The 17,638-nt window shown below is 67.8% G+C and carries 19 protein-coding genes and 1 tRNA gene; 5 read left to right on the forward strand and 15 right to left on the reverse strand.

The genetic code is table 11. From position 1 onward, the window contains the following. The 7 genes from TEF_18240 to TEF_18270 form a co-directional block, all read right to left on the reverse strand. Positions 1-1,107 carry a hypothetical protein gene (locus TEF_18240; GenBank protein ANK82514.1) on the reverse strand — a complete coding sequence of 369 codons (1,107 nt, stop codon included), beginning with the start codon at positions 1,105-1,107 and terminating at the stop codon, positions 1-3. Further along, positions 1,104-1,994 carry a hypothetical protein gene (locus tag TEF_18245; GenBank protein ID ANK82515.1) on the reverse strand — a complete coding sequence of 297 codons (891 nt, stop codon included), beginning with the start codon at positions 1,992-1,994 and terminating at the stop codon, positions 1,104-1,106. Before TEF_18245 ends, TEF_18240 begins: the two co-directional genes overlap by 4 nt. 19 nt (positions 1,995-2,013) lie before the next feature. Then, a complete protein-coding gene (locus TEF_18250) occupies positions 2,014-4,116 on the reverse strand; it encodes a hypothetical protein (protein ANK82516.1) in 2,103 nt (700 codons plus the stop codon). A 153-nt stretch (positions 4,117-4,269) separates the two neighbouring features. After that, positions 4,270-4,449, reverse strand: a complete 180-nt coding sequence (locus tag TEF_18255; protein ANK82517.1) for a hypothetical protein — start codon at positions 4,447-4,449, stop codon at positions 4,270-4,272. After that, positions 4,442-4,750, reverse strand: a complete 309-nt coding sequence (locus tag TEF_18260) for an antibiotic biosynthesis monooxygenase (GenBank protein ID ANK82518.1) — start codon at positions 4,748-4,750, stop codon at positions 4,442-4,444. The genes TEF_18255 and TEF_18260 overlap by 8 nt, the downstream gene beginning before the upstream one ends. Positions 4,751-4,857: 107 nt before the next feature. Then, positions 4,858-5,976, reverse strand: a complete 1,119-nt coding sequence (locus tag TEF_18265) for an alanine dehydrogenase (GenBank protein ANK83593.1) — start codon at positions 5,974-5,976, stop codon at positions 4,858-4,860. A gap of 52 nt (positions 5,977-6,028) precedes the next feature. After that, a tRNA-Leu gene (locus TEF_18270) sits at positions 6,029-6,115 on the reverse strand. 163 nt (positions 6,116-6,278) lie between these two features. Between TEF_18270 and TEF_18275 the strand changes: the two genes are divergently transcribed. Further along, the gene (locus TEF_18275; protein ANK82519.1) at positions 6,279-6,500 is read left to right on the forward strand and encodes a 50S ribosomal protein L31; all 222 of its coding nucleotides are present in this window, start codon (positions 6,279-6,281) and stop codon (positions 6,498-6,500) included. A 254-nt stretch (positions 6,501-6,754) separates the two neighbouring features. Continuing rightward, positions 6,755-7,213, forward strand: a complete 459-nt coding sequence (locus TEF_18280; protein ID ANK82520.1) for a heat-shock protein — start codon at positions 6,755-6,757, stop codon at positions 7,211-7,213. A 75-nt stretch (positions 7,214-7,288) separates the two neighbouring features. Here TEF_18280 and TEF_18285 read toward each other — a convergent pair whose 3' ends face one another. From TEF_18285 to TEF_18300, 4 genes are all read right to left on the reverse strand, one after another. After that, the gene (locus tag TEF_18285) at positions 7,289-8,098 is read right to left on the reverse strand and encodes a hypothetical protein (GenBank protein ANK82521.1); all 810 of its coding nucleotides are present in this window, start codon (positions 8,096-8,098) and stop codon (positions 7,289-7,291) included. Beyond that, positions 8,095-8,661 carry a carboxymuconolactone decarboxylase gene (locus TEF_18290; GenBank protein ID ANK82522.1) on the reverse strand — a complete coding sequence of 189 codons (567 nt, stop codon included), beginning with the start codon at positions 8,659-8,661 and terminating at the stop codon, positions 8,095-8,097. Before TEF_18290 ends, TEF_18285 begins: the two co-directional genes overlap by 4 nt. Before the next feature lie 76 nt (positions 8,662-8,737). Next, the gene (locus TEF_18295; protein ID ANK82523.1) at positions 8,738-9,208 is read right to left on the reverse strand and encodes a hypothetical protein; all 471 of its coding nucleotides are present in this window, start codon (positions 9,206-9,208) and stop codon (positions 8,738-8,740) included. Positions 9,209-9,214: 6 nt separating this feature from the next. Then, complete coding sequence (locus TEF_18300) at positions 9,215-9,583, reverse strand: hypothetical protein (protein ANK82524.1); 369 nt, start codon at positions 9,581-9,583, stop codon at positions 9,215-9,217. Positions 9,584-9,762: 179 nt separating this feature from the next. Between TEF_18300 and TEF_18305 the strand changes: the two genes are divergently transcribed. From TEF_18305 to TEF_18315, 3 genes are all read left to right on the forward strand, one after another. Next, a complete protein-coding gene (locus TEF_18305; protein ID ANK82525.1) occupies positions 9,763-10,218 on the forward strand; it encodes a dehydratase in 456 nt (151 codons plus the stop codon). Beyond that, positions 10,215-11,108: a citrate lyase gene (locus tag TEF_18310; protein ID ANK82526.1), complete on the forward strand. Its 894-nt coding sequence runs from the start codon at positions 10,215-10,217 to the stop codon at positions 11,106-11,108. Before TEF_18305 ends, TEF_18310 begins: the two co-directional genes overlap by 4 nt. A gap of 94 nt (positions 11,109-11,202) precedes the next feature. After that, the gene (locus TEF_18315) at positions 11,203-12,849 is read left to right on the forward strand and encodes a hypothetical protein (GenBank protein ANK83594.1); all 1,647 of its coding nucleotides are present in this window, start codon (positions 11,203-11,205) and stop codon (positions 12,847-12,849) included. Between the two features lie 56 nt (positions 12,850-12,905). On the opposite strand, the gene TEF_18320 is transcribed toward TEF_18315, so the two are convergent. The 4 genes from TEF_18320 to TEF_18335 form a co-directional block, all read right to left on the reverse strand. Continuing rightward, complete coding sequence (locus TEF_18320) at positions 12,906-13,643, reverse strand: hypothetical protein (protein ANK82527.1); 738 nt, start codon at positions 13,641-13,643, stop codon at positions 12,906-12,908. A gap of 101 nt (positions 13,644-13,744) precedes the next feature. After that, complete coding sequence (locus TEF_18325) at positions 13,745-15,403, reverse strand: ATP-dependent acyl-CoA ligase (protein ANK82528.1); 1,659 nt, start codon at positions 15,401-15,403, stop codon at positions 13,745-13,747. Between the two features lie 37 nt (positions 15,404-15,440). Then, positions 15,441-16,286, reverse strand: coding sequence for a hypothetical protein (locus tag TEF_18330; GenBank protein ID ANK82529.1), 846 nt, complete (start codon positions 16,284-16,286; stop codon positions 15,441-15,443). 37 nt (positions 16,287-16,323) lie between these two features. Then, positions 16,324-17,631, reverse strand: a complete 1,308-nt coding sequence (locus TEF_18335; GenBank protein ID ANK82530.1) for a C4-dicarboxylate ABC transporter — start codon at positions 17,629-17,631, stop codon at positions 16,324-16,326. Positions 17,632-17,638: the final 7 nt, after the last annotated feature.

Consider the following 17,638-nt stretch of genomic DNA (forward strand, 5'->3'; position numbering starts at 1 on the left):
CTAGAACCCCACCTGCCGGCGGCGGTAGAGCAGCCAGATGAAAAAGGGACCGCCCATCAGGCTCATGACCACGCCGATGGGCAGGTCGGCCGGCGAAGCGGCGGTACGGGCCACCGTGTCGGCCAGGGTAATGACCAGCGCGCCCAGCAGCGCCGAGGCCGGCAGCAGGTAGCGGTGGTCGGGCCCGATCATCAGGCGCACCAGATGCGGCACCGTCAGGCCGACGAAGGCCACCACGCCGGACATGGCGACCGCCGCTCCGGTCGCCAGCGCGACGAGGACGATAGCCCAGCGCTTGGCCGCCTCGACGCCGATGCCGAGGTGTCTCGCCTCGGATTCGCCGAGCGCGATGGCGTTGAGGAAGCGCGTCAGGCGCTGCAGCCCGATCAGCCCCACAGCGACGCAGGGCAGCAGGATCGTCACCTTCTGCCAGGTGGCCGAGGCGATGGAGCCCAGCAGCCAGAAGTTCAGGTCGCGCAGTTCCCGGTCGTCACTGAGGAACATCATCAGCCCGACCACGGCGGCTGCGAGCGCGTTGAGCGCGATTCCGGCGAGCAGCAGCGTGGCGACGTCCGTGCCGCCGTCGCGCTGGGCGATGCCGTAGACCAGGGTGACGATCAGCAGGCCGCCGAGAAATGCGGCGAAGGGAATGGCGTAGGCCGACAGGCCCGCCGCCGCGCCGGTCAGCAGCGGCCCGCCCAGCACGATCATCATCACCGCGCCCATGGAGGCGCCGCTGGAGACGCCAATCAGCGCCGGGTCCGCCAGCGGATTGCGGAACATGCCCTGCAGCACGGCCCCGGAAACGGCGAGCGCCGCGCCGACGCAGAGGCCGAGGACCAGCCGCGGCAGACGGATCGCCATGAGGACCGCTTCCTCGCGCCCTTCGTAGGGGATGCCGAGGTCCAGCCCCAGCAGCCGATCCGCGAGGATGGCCAGGATGTGGACCGCAGGCACATCGATGGCGCCGGTCCCGGCGGCGCCCAGCGCCACCACCGCGAGCGCCACCGCGAATCCCGCGATCCAGAGGCGACGGACGCGGGCCCGGCCCCGCGCCCGTTCGGCCAGATCGAAGCTGTTTCGCGCCACGCCCGCCAGATCGCTCATTCCGCGTCCCAGGGACCGGCCGGGAGCTCGATATCCGGATGCAGCGCGCGGGCGAGCCGCGCCGCCGCCTCCGGTGTGCGCGGGCCGAAGCCAAGCAGCAGCAACCCGTCCATGGCGACCACGCGCCCCGACTCGGCCGCCGGCGTCGCCGCGAGGCCGGGCAGCGCCAGCAGCGCCGCCTCCCCGCCCAGCATGTCGACGGTGCGCCGTGTCACCAGGATCACGTCCGGCGCCAGCGCCACGCCGGCCTCGGGCGTGAGCGGGCGAAAATTGGTGAAGTCCCGGATCGCGTTCTCGCCACCGGCCATTTCGATGATGCCGGCGGCAGAAGTCTCCAGCCCCGCGACCAGCGGCGCGCCGGACCCGGTCGACAGCACGAACAGCACCCGCGGCCTTTCTCCGGTTGTGGCAACAGCTTCACGAACCTCGCCCCAGCGCGCCAGCATGTCGCTCTTCAGCGCTTCGCCCGCCGCCTCCCGGCCCAGCGCAGCGGCGACGGCATCGATCTTGGCCGCAACGCCCGCGATGTCGGGCTCGTCCGGTGCGGTCACCACCTCGACGCCGGCGGCGCGGAGCTGGGTCAGCGCCTCGGGCGGTCCGGCGTCGGCCTCCGCCAGCACCATGTCGGGGAAGAGTGAGAGCACCGGTTCCGCCGACAGGGCGCGCAGATAGCCGACATCGGGCAGGTTGCGGACCTCCGGCGGATGGAAGCTGGTCGAATCCACGCCCACCAGCCGGTCGCCCGCACCCAGCGCATGAATGATCTCGGTGACCGAACCGCCGGCGGAAACGATGCGCCGGGGCTCGGCCACCGCCGATGCCCCGCTGCCGAACAGCAATCCGAGGGCAAGGACGATGCGTCCGGTGCTTGCGGCGTGGAGGGGCATGCGGGTTCTCCTTGTCGGGCTACCAGCGCCGGGTCAGGGTCACGCGACCCTTGACGTTGCGGCCGGGTTCGAAGGCGTCGTTGAAGACACGGGAATAGGCGCGGTCGGTGACGTTATCGACCCCGAGATCGACGCGGATCTCGGTGTCCTCGGCCAGGTTCCGCGCCCAGGCGAAGTAGAGGTCATGGACGACGTAGCCCGCGCGCTCGTCGGCGGCCGCATCGACCTTGTCGAAGTCGAAGGCCCCCAGTGTGCGCACGCCGGCGATGGCGCCGAACTCGGGGAACTTGACGCCGAGGTCCAGGGTCACCTGCGCCGGCGTCAGCACGCCCAGCTTGCCGCCGTTGGTGAGGTCGTCGCCATCGAGATTACCGAAGCCGAAGGCGACGCGGGCGCGGCGGCTGTCATAGCGGGCCTCGATCTCGTTGCCCTCCAGCAGGGCTTCGGGAATGTTGACCGCCTGGGTGGTGCCGTCGCAGGCCCCGGGAATGAAGGGATTGCAGTCGACGAAGGGCGTCGGCTGGTTCACCTGCAGATCGATGAAGTCCTCGGCCCGGGTGCGGAAGCGCGTCGCCTTGAACTCGACGCGATCGCCCTGCGCAAGCACGCTGGTGAATTCCAGTCCGAAGCCGATCTCCACCGTCGAGGTGCGCTGCGACTGCAGGTCCGGATTGGGGACGAAACGGTTGACGATGCCGGCGCCGACCGGGATCTCGAAATGCACGCCGTCCAGGAAGGCCTCGTCGAAGCTGGGCGCACGGAAGGCGCGGGAATAGTTGCCGAAGACCATGGCCCAGGGCGTCGGGAACCAGGTCGCGCCGAAGCGCGGCGACAGCGCGACATCGGTGACGTCGCTTGAGATAGCGCTGGTGGAGCGGAAATAGTCGAAGCGCATGCCGGGCAGCAGGACGAAATCCCCCGTGCCCGCCCCGAAGGGTTCGTAGAAGCGGAATTCCGCCTGCCCGAAGACGCCGCCGAACAGGTTCGTCGAATCCGGCACGCCGTCGCGCTCGCCGCCGTTCTCCGCGCCGTCCTGGACGTCGCGATAGCCCTCGAGCCCGTAGACGAAGGTCACCGCGCCGTCGTCGATCCAGTCCAGCGCCGAGCGGTTGTCGGCGCGGAAGCCGAGCGTGTCCACGTCGCGCTTCAGCTCGTCGCCCTGCGCGCCGGCGCCGGCGTTGTCCAGACGCGTCTCGTCGATGCGGAAACGCGTGTAGTAGAGCTGCGCGTCCAGATCGATCAGCGGATCGTCCGGCGCGTCGTAGCGCCAGCTCAGACGGGCCGTGTCGTTGGTGATGTCCTTGTCGACCTCGTCGGCGCCGGCCGCGCCCTGGCCGACATTGGGCTCGGTTGCGTCATTACGGAAATGCAGCAGGGAGAGTTCCAGCTCGTGGCCGCCGCCGGCGTCGTAGGACGACCGGAACAGGCCGCTCAGAATGTCGTCGTCCGCGCGCCTCAGCTCGCTGCCGTCGCCCAGACGGATGGTGCCCGGATCGCGGTAGACCAGGCTGGCGGTCAGATCCCAGTTCTCGGTCGGTCGGGTGAAGCTGGCGACGCCGAACAGCTCCTCGTCATCGACATCCTGATAGCCCGCCGAGAGCCGGAGCGCCGCGGTTTCGCCCTCCTCCAGCACGTCCTCGGCCCTCAGCGTACGGAAGGCGATGACGCCGCCCGTGCCGCCCGAGCCGTAGAGCGCCGAGGCGGGTCCGCGCAGGACCTCGACCTCCCGCAGCATCATCGGGTCGATGAAGAAGCGGCCGTCATGGCCGGCGTTGAGGTTCTGGCGCGCGCCATCGATCAGGACCACGATGTCGCTGCCCGAGAAGCCGCGGATGCTGGGCGTCTCGCCGGTGCGGCGCGGCCCGCCGGTGAACTCGACATTGGGGATGAAATTCAGCAGGTCGTCCGGCGAGGAGGCCTGGCGCAGGTCGATCTCCTCCTGCGGCATGACGGTCACCATGCCCGGATACTCGAACGCCTCGATCGGGGTCCGGGTCGCGGTGACCGAGATCGGCGGCAGCACCAGTTCGCCCTGGCCTTCCCCGCTCGCGACCTTCTCGCTCTCGGTCGATCCCGGCGCTTCCGCCGGCGTTTCCTGGGTCAGCCCGACGGCCGGCGTCAACGCGGCAAGCAAAACAAGGGTTGATGGTCTCGGCAGCATGTCTGGTTCCTCTCAAGTGTCTTGAGACGGAATCCCTGAAGCTGGCTGCCTGGGCGGTCGGCCTTGGTGGCTGGCGTGGATCCGGTTCCGTGCGGGACAGGCGCGTCCCGCGGTCTATTTCGTCAGTATCAGCTTCCCGCTGTGGGTGCGGCGCAGGCGGTAGACCTCGCCGCCATGGTCGATCTCGATCTCGCTGGCATCGCCCAGCAGGTCCTCGCTGCGGAAGCGCGGGCGGCCCTGGGCGCCGGTTCCGCCTGTCGGCGGGCGCCGGCAGGAGGCGGAAGGGTCAGCCATCCAGCACCACCTCGAAGCCCTCGAACATCGGATGGCCGATATAGAGGCCGCGCCGATCGCCGGCGCCGGCGTGAGCCTTGCGGAACGCCTCCGACTTCGTCCACGCCTCGAAGGCCTCGCGCGAGGCCCAGACGGTGTGGGAGGCATAGAGGGTGTGATCCTCCTCCTCCGGTCCCTTCAGAAGCTGGAACTCCTTGTAGCCGGGCACCTGGTCGAGGTGCCGGTCGCGCTCCCGCCAGACCTGCTCGAAGGCCTCTTCCTCGCCCTTGACGATCTTGAAGCGGTTCATTGCGATGAACATGACTGCTCTCCCCCACGCCTTTCATACGACTTGCTGGCGATTCTTTATTGCAAACAATTCGCAATATCAAGATGCAATCTCGCCGGCCCGGTCGACGGGCCACGGAATCAGGCGTTGAGGGCGCGCGCCACCGGCACGTGCCGATAGCCGAGATTCTCCGCAACCGGCTGGCAGGTGACCTGGTTGTTCCAGACGTTCAGACCTTCGGCCAGGCAGGGATCGTCGCTCAGCGCCCGCTTCCAGCCGTCGTCGGCAATCCTGAGCGTGTGCGGCAGGGTGACGTTGTTCAGCGCGTAGGTGGACGTGCGCGCCACCGCGCCGGGCATGTTGGCCACACAGTAATGAACGACCTCGTCGATCACGTAGGTCGGATCGGCGTGGGTCGTGGGGCGGGATGTCTCGAAGCAGCCGCCCTGGTCGATGGCGACGTCCACCAGCACCGCGCCGCGCTTCATGTCGCCCAGCATTTCGCGGGTCACCAGTTTCGGCGCTGTGGCGCCGGGAATCAGCACCGCGCCGATGACCAGATCGGCCTCGGTGACGCATTCGTGCAGATTGTGGGCGTTGGAGAAGCGGGTCTTGGCCCGGTTCTCGAAATGGATGCCGAGGCGCTCCAGCACCTCGGGACTGCGGTCCAGAATGGTGACGTCCGCGCCTAGGCCGGCCGCCATCTGCGCGGCGTTGAAGCCCACCACGCCGCCGCCGATGATGGTGACCCTGCCGGGCATGACGCCGGGCACGCCGCCCAACAGGACGCCGCGGCCGCCATGGGCCTTTTCCAGCGCATTGGCGCCGGCATGCACGGACATGCGGCCCGCGACCTGGCTCATGGGCTTCAGCAGCGGCAGGCCGCCATGACGGTCGGTGACAGTTTCATAGGCGATGCAGGTGGCGCCGGAGGCCACGAGGTCGCGGGTCTGGTCGGCGTCGGGCGCGAGGTGGAGATAGGTGAACAGGATCTGGCCGCCGCGCAGCATGGCCCGCTCCGCCGACTGCGGCTCCTTCACCTTCACGACCATGTCGGCCTCGGCAAAGATCTGCGCCGCGTCGTCGACCAGCGCCGCGCCCGCGGCCTCGTATTCGGCGTCATGGGCGCCGATTCCGTCGCCGGCGCCGCGCTCGATCAGCACCCGGTGGCCGTGCCTGACCAGTTCGGCCGCGCTCTCGGGCGTCAGGCCGACGCGGTATTCGTGATTCTTGATCTCCCTCGGCGTGCCGACGATCATGTCTGCCTCCCGCGCCGCTGTCCGCCCGCCGCAGCCGCGCGGGCGAGGATGATGGTGCCCCAGGCCCGACTCGAACGGGCACTCCGTTGCCGGAAACAGATTTTGAGTCTGTCGCGTCTACCGATTCCGCCACTGGGGCAAGGCCGGCGGATCATAGCGAACGGGCCGCGCCCTTCAAGGGAGAGCGAACGGCGGGGACATTGCCCACTTGCCCCGCTGCCGCGGCTTCGCTATAAGCCCCGCTTCCGAACAACCGAGCATGCGCCGCGCCGCTGCGGCGGCAGAGAAACCGAGGCCCAGCGATGAAGCCCGATATCCATCCCGACTACCATGAGATCACGGTCCAGCTGACCAACGGCGAGACCTACAAGACCCGCTCCACCTGGGGCAGCGAGGGCGACACCATGGTGCTGGAGATCGATCCCTCCAGCCATGCCGCCTGGACCGGCGGTCAGCAGCGCGTCCTCGACAAGGGTCAGGTCGCCAAATTCCGTGCCCGCTACGCCAATTTCGGCATCAAGTAGCCTTCGAATCATTCAGCCCCGCCAAGGGGTTGCGAGAGAAGCCCGCCGGTCCGCACCGGCGGGCTTTTTTGTGCGCTGGAAACTCTTGAACCCCGGCGAAGCCACCACATATCCGCTTCCGGAAGCGATGTCCCGCCACGGGAATCCTTCCCGAACCCTGCCGGCGCCGGAGCATCCGGGCCGGTGGACAGACTGGTCACCCCGCGAGCCGGGGTGTCGTGCTGAGACGCATTGCTTCGAATGGAGGATGTGAAATGCGCACCTTTGATCTTACCCCCCTTTTCCGCAATTCCGTCGGCTTCGACCGGTTCGACCGGCTGTTCGACGTCGCCTTCAATTCCAACGAAGGTCCGGTCTTTCCGGCCTATGACATCGTGAAGTCCGGCGACGACGACTACCGCATCAGCCTGGCCGTGGCCGGCTATGGCGAAGACGATATCGACATTACCCAGGAAGGCCGCACGCTGACCGTCAGCGGCAAGGTGGAAGAGCGCCAGGAAGAGAGCGAGCAGACCTCGTTCCTCTACCGCGGCATCGCCCGCCGCGCCTTCACCCGCCGCTTCCATCTGGCCGACACCGTCAGGGTGACCGGCGCCAAGATGGAGAACGGCCTGCTGCACATCGATCTGGTCAACGAGATCCCGGAGGCCGAGAAGCCCCGGCAGATCGAGATCAACGGCGGCAAGCAGAAGAGCCTCCCGCAGGCGGCGTAACCGCCGCCTGACCGGGTCAGGACACGGGGCCTCGCCGGGTTTCGCCCGGCGGGGCCCCTTTCCGTTTCTCCGGCCTCAGGTGGAGCGCAGTCCTCCGCCGCCGTCGACCGGCACCACCGCGCCGGTGACGAAGCGCGCCTCGTCGGAAGCCAGGAACAAGGTCGCGTGGGCCGTGTCCCAGGCCGTGCCCATGCGCCCGCCGAGCGGCACGCGGGCGTTCCGGGCCCGGCGCACCTCCTCGGCCGGGACGCCCAGCGCCGCCGCCGTTCCCGTGATCGCCATCGGCGTGTCCATCAGGCCGGGCGCCACGGCGTTGCAGCGTATGCCGTATTTCGCGTTGGAAAGGGCGACATGGGCGGTCAGCCGGTCGAGGCCGGCCTTCGACATCTCGTAGGCGACCATGTTCCCGCCGGCCCGGGCGGCCAGCGAGGAGATATTGACGATGGCGCCGCCGCCCTTCTCCCGCATGGCCGGCACGGCCGCGGCGATAGTCCGCCATGCGCCCTTCAGATTGACGTCGATGATGCGGTCCAGCGCGTCCGCGTCCGCCCGGTGCGCCGGGGCGTCGCCACCGCCGCCGATGCCGACATTGTTGACCAGGATGTCGATCCTCTCCCAGCGCGCCGCCGCGTCCGCGATCAACGCCGCGCAGGACCCGCGGTCGCGCACGTCGACGGCGGTGGCCGCTGCCTTGCCGCCTTCCTCGCGAATCTGCGCCGTGGTCTCCTCGGCCCGGTCGAGGTGGAGGTCGGCACAGAGCACTTCGGCGCCGGCGCGGGCGAACAGAACGGCAATGGCGCGGCCATTGCCGATGGTCTCGCCCGGCGTCTGCCCTGCGCCGACGACGATGGCCGTCCGGCCCTCCAGACGGCCGGCGACGCTCATCGCTTTCTCAGGTCCGGATCCAGTTCCATGCCCGCGTCGAGCTGGATCCCGAAGCTGTTGAGGATCATGGAGACCTGGGTGTACTGGCCGACGGTGAAGACCACGTCCATGCGCTGCTTTTCGGTCAATTCGGACAGCGCCTGCCATGTCGCGTCGGTGATGAAGTGGTCGGTGACCAGTTCGTCCGTGGCCTGCAGCAGCGCCCGCTCCAGCGGCGTCCATTCCGGCGTGTCGGGCCCCTGCTTGATGCGTTCGATCTCAGCGTCGGTCAGGCCGCAGTCGCGGCCGATCTCGACATGCTGGCCCCATTCATAGCCCGCCTTGCAGAGCCAGCCGGTGCGCAGGATGATCAGTTCGCGCTCCCGCGGCGGCAGGTCGTTGCGCTCCGAGAGCACATAGCCGCCCCAGACGTTGAAGCGCTTGAAGGCGCGCGGGGCCCGCACCAGCGTGCGGAAGATGTTCAGCACCCAGCCCTGTTTCAGGAAATAACCGAGGGCGTCCTTGTGCTCCTCGGTGAACTCCTCGTCCTTCAGCGGTTCGATCCGCGGCCTGTCAAGACGCATGTGGTCTGCCCTCCCCCTTTGCGATTTGCGCCACCGATTGGATCAGGCGGACGGGTCCGCGTCCAGCACGTCGGGTTCAATCGCCCATGAATGCGATCAGCCGCCCGCAGACCAGGGCGCCCAGCCAGCAGACCATCGACAGCAGCGCATGACGGCGGAGCGTCGCGTCGGACGCAACCTGCAGCAGAAAGCCGTGGCGGAGATGGGCGAGCAGCGCCGCAATTACGCCGGCCAGGATCAGCGCCAGCTTGACGCGAAAGACGGCCAGATCCGCGTACTCGCCCGCCCGGACGGAAAAGAGCAGCAAACCGGCGATGACGGCCAGGGCCAATCCTGCCGCGGCGGTGGGTACCAGGACACGGACCAGCGAGGCCCGCTCGACGGACCGCCAGAATCCGAGCAGCCGCAGGTCGAGCGGCACGATCGCGCCCACCAGCAGGGCGAAGCCGAGAATGTGGCCTGCGTTCAGCGCCGCATAGCCCCAGCGCGCCGACCGGAAGTACTGCGCGAAGCCGGCGCCCTCGAGCGCCTGGAGCGCCGTCTCCACGCGCGCTCAGTTCCTGTCGGGATAGAGCACGTACTCGGTCTCGCCGAGCCAGAAGCGCTCCACCTTCAGCAGCCTCTCCGACTTGTCGGCCGCCGGTTCGCCGATGGCGCGGATCTCCGCGCCGGGCGCCAGATCGCCGTCCTTCACGCCGGCGCGCTCGTTGCGCCAGGGCTGGCCCACCTCCAGCGTCCAGGTCTCGCCCTCGACGTCGACCGTGAGCACCCCGTGCGGATTACCCAGCTCGGCCTCGGTGATCACGCCGGTCAGATCGATGTTGCCGCCTGTCGTCCACGCCCAGCCATGATGGGCGATCGCGGCCCCGGTCTGCCAGAAGAGGCCGAGCGCCAGGACGGCGGCGGCGAGAATCCGTTTCATGATCGATCTCCATTGCTCCGACGGAACGCTCCGCCTGAAGGTGGGCGGCAAGCGCCCGCCCGGCAACGCGCCGCGCGCGAATGTGAACGCATCGCGGATCAACTGGCGTCGCGCGCCAGTTTGTGCTTGTTTTCCTCCCCATCCGAAACAGCGTCTTGATCTGGGGAGGTAGAAGACGAATGGCTGGACTCTGGTACGACGAATTCGAGATCGGGATGGTGTTCCAGCACCCGATCCGCCGCACGATCACCGAGACCGACAATGTCTGGTTCACGGCGATCACGCACAACCCGGCGCTGCTTCATCTCGATGAAGAGTATTGCAGGGAGCATACGGAATACGGTCAGCGCATCGTCAATTCCGGCTTCACGCTGGCGCTGATGGTCGGCATCTCCGTGGGCGACACCACGCTGGGGACGACCGCCGCCAATCTCGGCTGGGACGAAGTGCGGTTCCCCGCACCGCTGTTCCATGGCGACACCATCCGCGTCGAGACAGAGATCGTCGACATGCGCGAGAGCAAGTCCAAGGGCGACCGCGGCATCGTCACCTTCCTGCACCGCGCCTACAAGCAGGACGGCACCCTGGTCGCCCACTGCAAGCGCGCCGGCATGATGCTGAAGAAGCCGTCATGACGGAGGCCCCGCTCCGCTCCATGCTGTTCGTCCCCGGCGACAGCGAGAAGAAATTCGCCAAGGCGCACGATGTCGGCGCGGACGCCCTGATCCTCGATCTGGAGGATTCGGTCTCGCCGGCGAAGAAGCCGGGCGCGCGGGAGACCGTGCTGGCGATGCTGGCCCAGCGGCGGACGGAAGGCCCCGAACTCTGGGTGCGCATCAATCCGCTCGACACCGAGTTCGTGCTCGACGATCTCGCGGCCATCGTGAAGGGCAGGCCCGATGGCATCATCGCGCCCAAGACCAACGGCCCGGACGATGTCCGCCAGCTCGGCCACTACCTGGACGCGCTGGAGGCGCGGGATGGCGTCGACCCGGGTTCGATCCGGATCATTCCCGTGGCGACCGAAACGGCTCGCGCGCCGTTCACCCTGGGCGATTTCGCCGACGCGGGCCTCACCCGCCTGCTGGGTCTGACCTGGGGTGCGGAGGATATCTCGACAGCCATCGGGGCCACCACCAACATGGCGCCTGACGGACGCTGGGCGCTGACCTACCGCACCATCCGTTCGCTCTGTCTGCTGGCCGCGAAGGCCGCCGGCGTGCAGGCGCTGGAGACGGTGGCCACCGACTTCCGCGACGAGGAGGCGCTGCGCCGATCCTCCCGGGAGGCCCAGCGCGAGGGCTTTACCGGCCGCATGGCCATCCATCCCGCCCAGGTCGCGCCGATCAACGAGAGCTTCACGCCCGACACCGAGGACGTCGACTTCGCCCGCCGCGTGGTGGACGCCTTCGCGGCGCAACCGGACGCCGGGACGGTCGGTCTTGACGGCAAGATGCTGGACATCCCGCACCTGAAGCAGGCGCAGCAGGTTCTCGCCCTGCACGACGCTTACAGCAACCGCTGAACCAACGCCGCACGCCGGCCGCAGGTGATGCCGGCAGGCGGCGCAGACCAAGGAGGCACAGGCCCCGATGAATCCGATGAACCCGCTCCATACGATGGAATTCGACGTCGAGAGTTTCCACAACCGCCGCAACGACCAGCGCTGGAACCGCGTTTCGGTGGGCGACATCATCGAACGCTATACATGGAACGACCCGCACAAGACGGCGCTGGTCGCCACGCCGGACGCGACCATCAATCCGGCGCATGCCCGGCTGAGCTACCGCGAAGCCAACGACCTGATGAACCGTATCTCCAACGGTCTGCTGAACAAGGGTCTGGAGCGTGCGACCGTCGTCGCCATGCTGTGCGACAACTCCAACGAGGCATGGCTTTCCAAGGTCGCGATCGGCAAGGCCGGCATGGTCGCCGCACCCGTCAACGCCATGATGGCGCCCGACGTGATCACCGACGCGCTGAAGCGGGTGGGCGCGGAGTGCGCCATCGTCGACGCTCTGCTCTGGGAAAAGCTGTCCGGCGCATTCGACGCCGCCGGCGTGAAGCCGATCATGCTGATCGGCGGACCGGAGGACGGCGAGACGCCCAATTTCGATCAGTTCATCGAGAAGCAGACCGCCGACGAGCCGGACGTCAGGATCCACGGCGACGATATCTGGCAGATCCTGTTCACCTCCGGCACGACGGCCGCGCCGAAGGCGGTGATGATCTCCCACACCTATACCTACATGTGCGCCTACAGCTACGCGCTGTCGATCACCCGCGGTCTGGCGCACGAATCCGATCTTCGCCAGGGCGTCTTCACGCCGATGATCTTTCACATCGGCGACCAGATCTGCATGTTCTCGCCGCTGCTCTGCGGCGGCACCGTGGTCATGGGCCGCAAGCCCGAGGGCCACAACATGGCCGGCGCCATCACCCGGGAACGCATCACCTGCCTGTTCGGCGGTTCGCCGCAGTTCGTCGAGGATATGATCCGGGCCTGTCAGGACAACCCCAAGTCCTACGACCTCTCCTCGATCACGGTGATGTACTACGGCTGGGCGCCGATGGCGCCGGGCTCGCTCGCCGCCTTCCGCAAGATGTGTTCGCCGGATGCGACCTTCTTCGAGATCATCGGCCAGACCGAATGCGTGCCGTGCCACAAGTTCGTCATCGACCGGCACCTTGACGTCTACATGCGCAACGCGCCGGCGGTGAACCATGTGGGCCTGCCGGCGCCCATCCTGGCGTCCACGATCATGGACGAGGAGGGCAACGACCTGCGCGGCCAGCCCGGCGTGCAGGGCGAGGCGGTCTACCGCTCGCCGGCGATCTTCTCCGGCTACTACAAGGATCTGGAGGCGACGAAGGAATCGCTGAAATATGGCTGGTTCCGGTCGGGTGACAGCTTCGTCTTCGACGAGACCGACGAACTGCGGATCATGGTCGACCGCTACAAGGACATCGTGAAATCCGGCGGCGAGAACGTCTCCTCGATCCGCGTGGAATCGGTGCTGCAGCAGCATCCGGCGGTCGAGCGCGCGGCGGTGATCGGCCTGCCTGACGACCGCTGGGGCGAAGCCGTGACCGCGTGCATCATCCCGGCAAACGGCAAGGAACTCGACGAGAAGGACATCATCGCCTTCTGCCGCGAACGCCTGGCCGGCTTCGAGACGCCGAAACGGATCGTCCCGGTCAAGGAGTTCCCGACCACCGTCGGCGGCAAGATCCTGAAGTACAAGCTGCGCCAGCAACTCGGCTGACGGGCTCGCTGTGGGGGACGGCTCGCGAAGCCGCCAGCCGCGCCCCCACGGCTCTTCTATTCCTCGATCTCGTAGACCGCACTCAGACCGACGCTGACTTCGGATTCGCCCGGCGAGACGGGTGTCGGCGCCGAATCCATCGCTTCGGCGCGCATCGCGTACTCCATCGGGCGCGGCGGGCGCATGCCGCCGGATTCGGAGAGACTGAGCAGCCGGCCGATCTTCAGCCCGGCCGTGCGGGCGTAGAAATCCCGGCGCGCCTCCAGCGCCGCGACCGCGTTCGTGCGCGCCTCGGTCAGCAATTGCTCCTGTTCGCTGAAGGCGAAGGAGATGTTGCCGATGTCATTGGCGCCCGCGGCCACCAGGGCGTCGAGCGCTGCACCGACCTTTTTCAGGTCACGCACCGTGATGTTCACCCGGTTCGTGGCGCGATAGCCGTTGATCCGCGGGCTGCTGCGCTCGGGATTGCGGTGGTAGATCGGCGACAGGCTGATGCCGGCGGTCTGGATATCGCGTTCGTCGACACCCGAATCGCGAACCGTCGCGACAATGCGGTTCATCCGAGCGCGCTGCTCCGTCATCGCCTCGCTGGCGCTGTTGGCCTCCGCCACCACGCCGGCGGAAACCCGCGCCACGTCCGGCACGGCGCTGGCCGTGCCCTCGACGGAAATGTGCAGTTTGCCCGGCTCCCGCTCCTGAGGCTGCGCCATCGCGGCCGGGGCAAGAGTCAGCACGATCAGCCCGACGCCGGCGGCGCCCGCTCTCAATGTCGATAACAACATGGCTCGCTCCATCGGTTGCGCGGCGGACGGGATCGCCCGCCGGCGCCTTCATGCCACCGCATCGTGACCGGTTCGAGGCTCACGAAGGCGGCTGGAGTCTCACCATGTGGTAATCAGGATGCGCGCGCCAACCGGTCGCCCTTCAGCCGGATGCCGGCGGCCTCCCGGTCCCAGGTGTCGTCAGTGACGCCTTCCTTGCGCAACTCCGCCTTCTGGACCTTGGCCGTCGGCGTCTTGGGCAGTTCGGCGACCACGCGGACATAGCGCGGGACCATGAAGTGGGCCATGCGCGGTTTCAGGAACTCGATCAGCTCCACCGGGTCGATCTCGCGGCCCTCGACGGGCGCACAGACCACCATGACCTCGTCCTCGCTCATCTCATTGGGCACGGCGATCGCCGCGACTTCCCGCACGGCCGGATGGGCGCCGACCTCGGCTTCCACCTCGAACGACGAGATGTTCTCGCCGCGCCGGCGGATGGCGTCCTTCATGCGGTCGACGAAGTAGAAGTTGCCCTCGCCGTCCATGCGGAAGGCATCGCCGGTGTGGAACCAGCCGTTCCGCCAGGCCTTCGCCGTCGCCTCCGCGTTGTTGTAGTAGCCCGAGTTCATGGCCCATGGCCGGTCGGTGCGGATCATCATCTCGCCGATCTCGCCGACCGGCACCTCGCAGTCGTTGTCGTCGACCAGCCGGACCTCGACACCGGCGCGGGCCTTGCCGCAGGTGCCGCGGATCTCGGGGTTCGGCTCCGAGAAGATCGGCGTGGAGACCTCGGTCATGTTGAAGATCGTGTAGACCTCGACGCCGAAGCGCGCGGCGAATTTCCTGATGTCGCCCGCCAGCGGCACCATGAACATCACGCGCAGCGGATTGTCCGCGTCGTTCTCCGTCTCGGGCAGCTTCTCGATGAACTGCGCCATCACGCCCAGCAGGAAGGTCGCCGTCGTCTCCGTCTTCCGGATCACGTCCCAGAAGGAGGCGGTGTCGAAGCGGTCCACCAGCGTGATCGAGCCGCCGCGCACCAGCATGTTGTAGGTGATGCCGGAACCGCCGATGTGGAACATCGGGAGGTTCACCAGATAGCGGTCCTCGCCGGTGACGCAGGGCCAGCTCTCCGGCCCCGCGTTGGAATAGAGGTGCAGATAGGAGCACAGCACCGCCTTCGACGGCCCGGTGGTGCCGGACGTGAAGATGATCTGATGCGGATCCCAGGGCTCGATGGTGCGCTCGGGCGCCGCAATCGTCCCCTTCTCCGGCAACAGGACGTCTGCATAGGCGCGGCAATCCAGCCCTTCGATCTCCGCCGTCCCGGCGACGCCGATCAGTCGCTCCAGCTTCGCCGTGTCGATTTCCGCCAGCCGCGGCGCCAGATCCGCGTGTGCCACGATCAGCCGGGCGTCGGAGATATTGACGACATGGGCCAGCAGGTTGCCGCGATAGCTGGTGTTGATCCCCACATAGACCGCGCCGAGATAGTTCAGCGCCAGGAAGAGGCGCAGGTTCTCGGGCGAGTTCGGCAGCCAGACAATGACGTGATCGCCCTGACGCACACCCATCTGCTGCAGGCCGAGCGCCGTCTGCAGCACCTTCTCGCGCAGTTCGGCATAGGTCCAGTTCGCGCCGTCCTCGAACACCACGAAGGCCTTGTCGGGGCATTCGCGGTTCCAGCGCTCGATCAGGTTGCGCACGACGACGTCGTCGCGCGGCGGGATGCGCGGATCGGCGGTCTCCGCTGACGCGTCGGCCGGCTCGGTCTGGATGTCGATGCTCATCGTCAATCAGCTCCAGTCATTGTCGGACGGGGGGCGCTCAGACGGAATGCAGTTCCGCGACGCCGCAGGAGAGCACCGGGCGGCCGTCGGCGTTGACCGTGTCGAACTCTATCCCGTCGCCCGCCGCGCGGTGGCGGACGGTGATCGTCTCCCCGGGGATCACCATGCCCGTGAACCGGCAGGCGAAGCGCTTCAGCCGCCTGGGGTCGCCGCCGGCATGAGCCCGGATCACCCGGTCCATTGCCAGCGCCCAGGTGGCCGACCCGTGCAGGATGATATCGGGAAGGTCAGCGGCCAGCGCAACCAGCCGCTCGGTATGGATCGGGTTCCAGATCGGCCCGCCCTCGGAGTAGATGTGCGGCAGGTGGCGGGCGACGGGCACATCCGTCTTCGCCACCTGCCCTTCGTCGAGAGCGGCCGGCTGCAGCGCGCCGGCGGCGGAATCGCCGGCGCGGGAGCAGTCCAGCTCCCAGCCGCGCAACATGCCCGAATTGTAGCTGGTGAAGACCGGCGCGCCCTCCCCGTCCACGGTGTCGTAGCGGCAGGTCATCAGCACGCCGGCCCGGGTCTGACGCAGTACCTCCAGCCAGCCCGTGGTCGTCAGGGTCTCGCCCATGCGGGGCGGACGGTGATAGCGGCTGTCCTGCTCGGCGTGGACACCGACCTTTCGATACTGGGCCAGGGTCACGCCGATCAGTTCGGAGATCCGAACGCCATCGGCCAGCGGCCATTCGATGGCCGCACACATGGCCGGCATCATCTCCGCCCCGCCGGGCCGGGCGTCGTCCAGATAGCAGTCGTCGCCCAATTCCAGTCCGGCCGAATAGGCCAGGAGGCGCCTCGGTGTCAGCTCGGATTCGATCGTTCCGAGCTTCTCCCCCACGCGCGCGCTCGATATCCGCATGTCCGTTCTCTCCCTCTCAGCCCAGCAGGTTCGGCAGGTAGAGAATGATCTCGGGGAACGCGATGAGGGCGACGACGACGAACAGATCCGCCACAAGGAACCACGCGATGCCGCGGAAGATCAGCCCCGTCGACGCCAGGTCGCCCACCACTCCCTTGATGACGAAGACGTTCAGGCCGATGGGCGGCGTGATCATCCCGATTTCCAGGAACTTGGTGAGCAGCACACCGAACCAGATCAGGCTGAACCCGGCCGTGTCCAGAATCGGCAGCAGGATCGGCAGGGTCAGCAGCATCGCGCCGATCGGCTCCAGGAACATCCCCAGCAGCAGATAGATCAGCGAGATGCCGATCAGCAGCATCAGCGGATCCGCGCCGATGGCCGAGACGCTGTCGGACAGGTAGTCGCCGGCGCCGGAAAACGCCAGGAACCGTGTCAGCATGGAGGCCCCGATGGCGATGATGAACAGCGATGCCGAGGTCAGCAGCGTCTCCACCAGCGCGTCGCGGAAGCTGGCCCAGGTGAGCGAACCCTTCATCGCCGCGATGATGGTCGCCAGCGCGGCGCCGACGGCGCCGGCCTCGCTGGGGGTGAAGGCGCCGGAGAACAGACCGCCGAAGACGCCGAGCATCAGCAGGAACACCGGCCAGGTTTCCCGCAATGCCAGGATCTTGTCGCGGAAGGTGACTTCCTCGTGAAGCGGCGGCGCAAGTTCGGGGTTCAGCTTGGCGCGGATCACGATCACCGCGATGTAGCCGAAGGTCGTCAGCAGACCGGCGCCGACGCCGCCCAGGAAGAGCTGGCTGATCGGCACTTCGGCGATGATGCCGTAGAGGATCATCAGGATCGATGGCGGAATCAGCGCCCCGATGGTGCCGGCTGCGGCCACCGTGCCCGTGGCCAGCGACGGCGCGTAGCGGTGACGCATCATCTCCGGCACCGCGATCCGGCCCATGGCGGCGGCGCAGGCGACCGAGGATCCGGTGACTGCGGCGAAGCCGGCGGCGCCGAAGACGGTGGCGATGGCGAGACCGCCGGGCAACCGCGACAGCCACATCCGGGCGGCGTCGAACATGCCCTTGGTCAGGCCGGCATGGTAGCAGAGAAAGCCCATCAGCAGGAACATCGGTACCGAGCTGAGATGCCAGGAGGCGGCGAAGCTGTAGGGAATGACCCCCAGCGAACCCCAGGCGGCGCGATCGCCGACCAGAACCCAGATACCGAAGAAGGACACGCCGATCAGCGAGACCCCGATGGGCACGCGCAGGGCGATGAGAGCGAGCAGGATGCCGATTCCGGCGAATCCGATCTGGACGTCAGACAGGGCGGCC

It is taken from the genome of Rhizobiales bacterium NRL2 (assembly GCA_001664005.1).
Lineage (GTDB): Bacteria > Pseudomonadota > Alphaproteobacteria > Minwuiales > Minwuiaceae > Minwuia.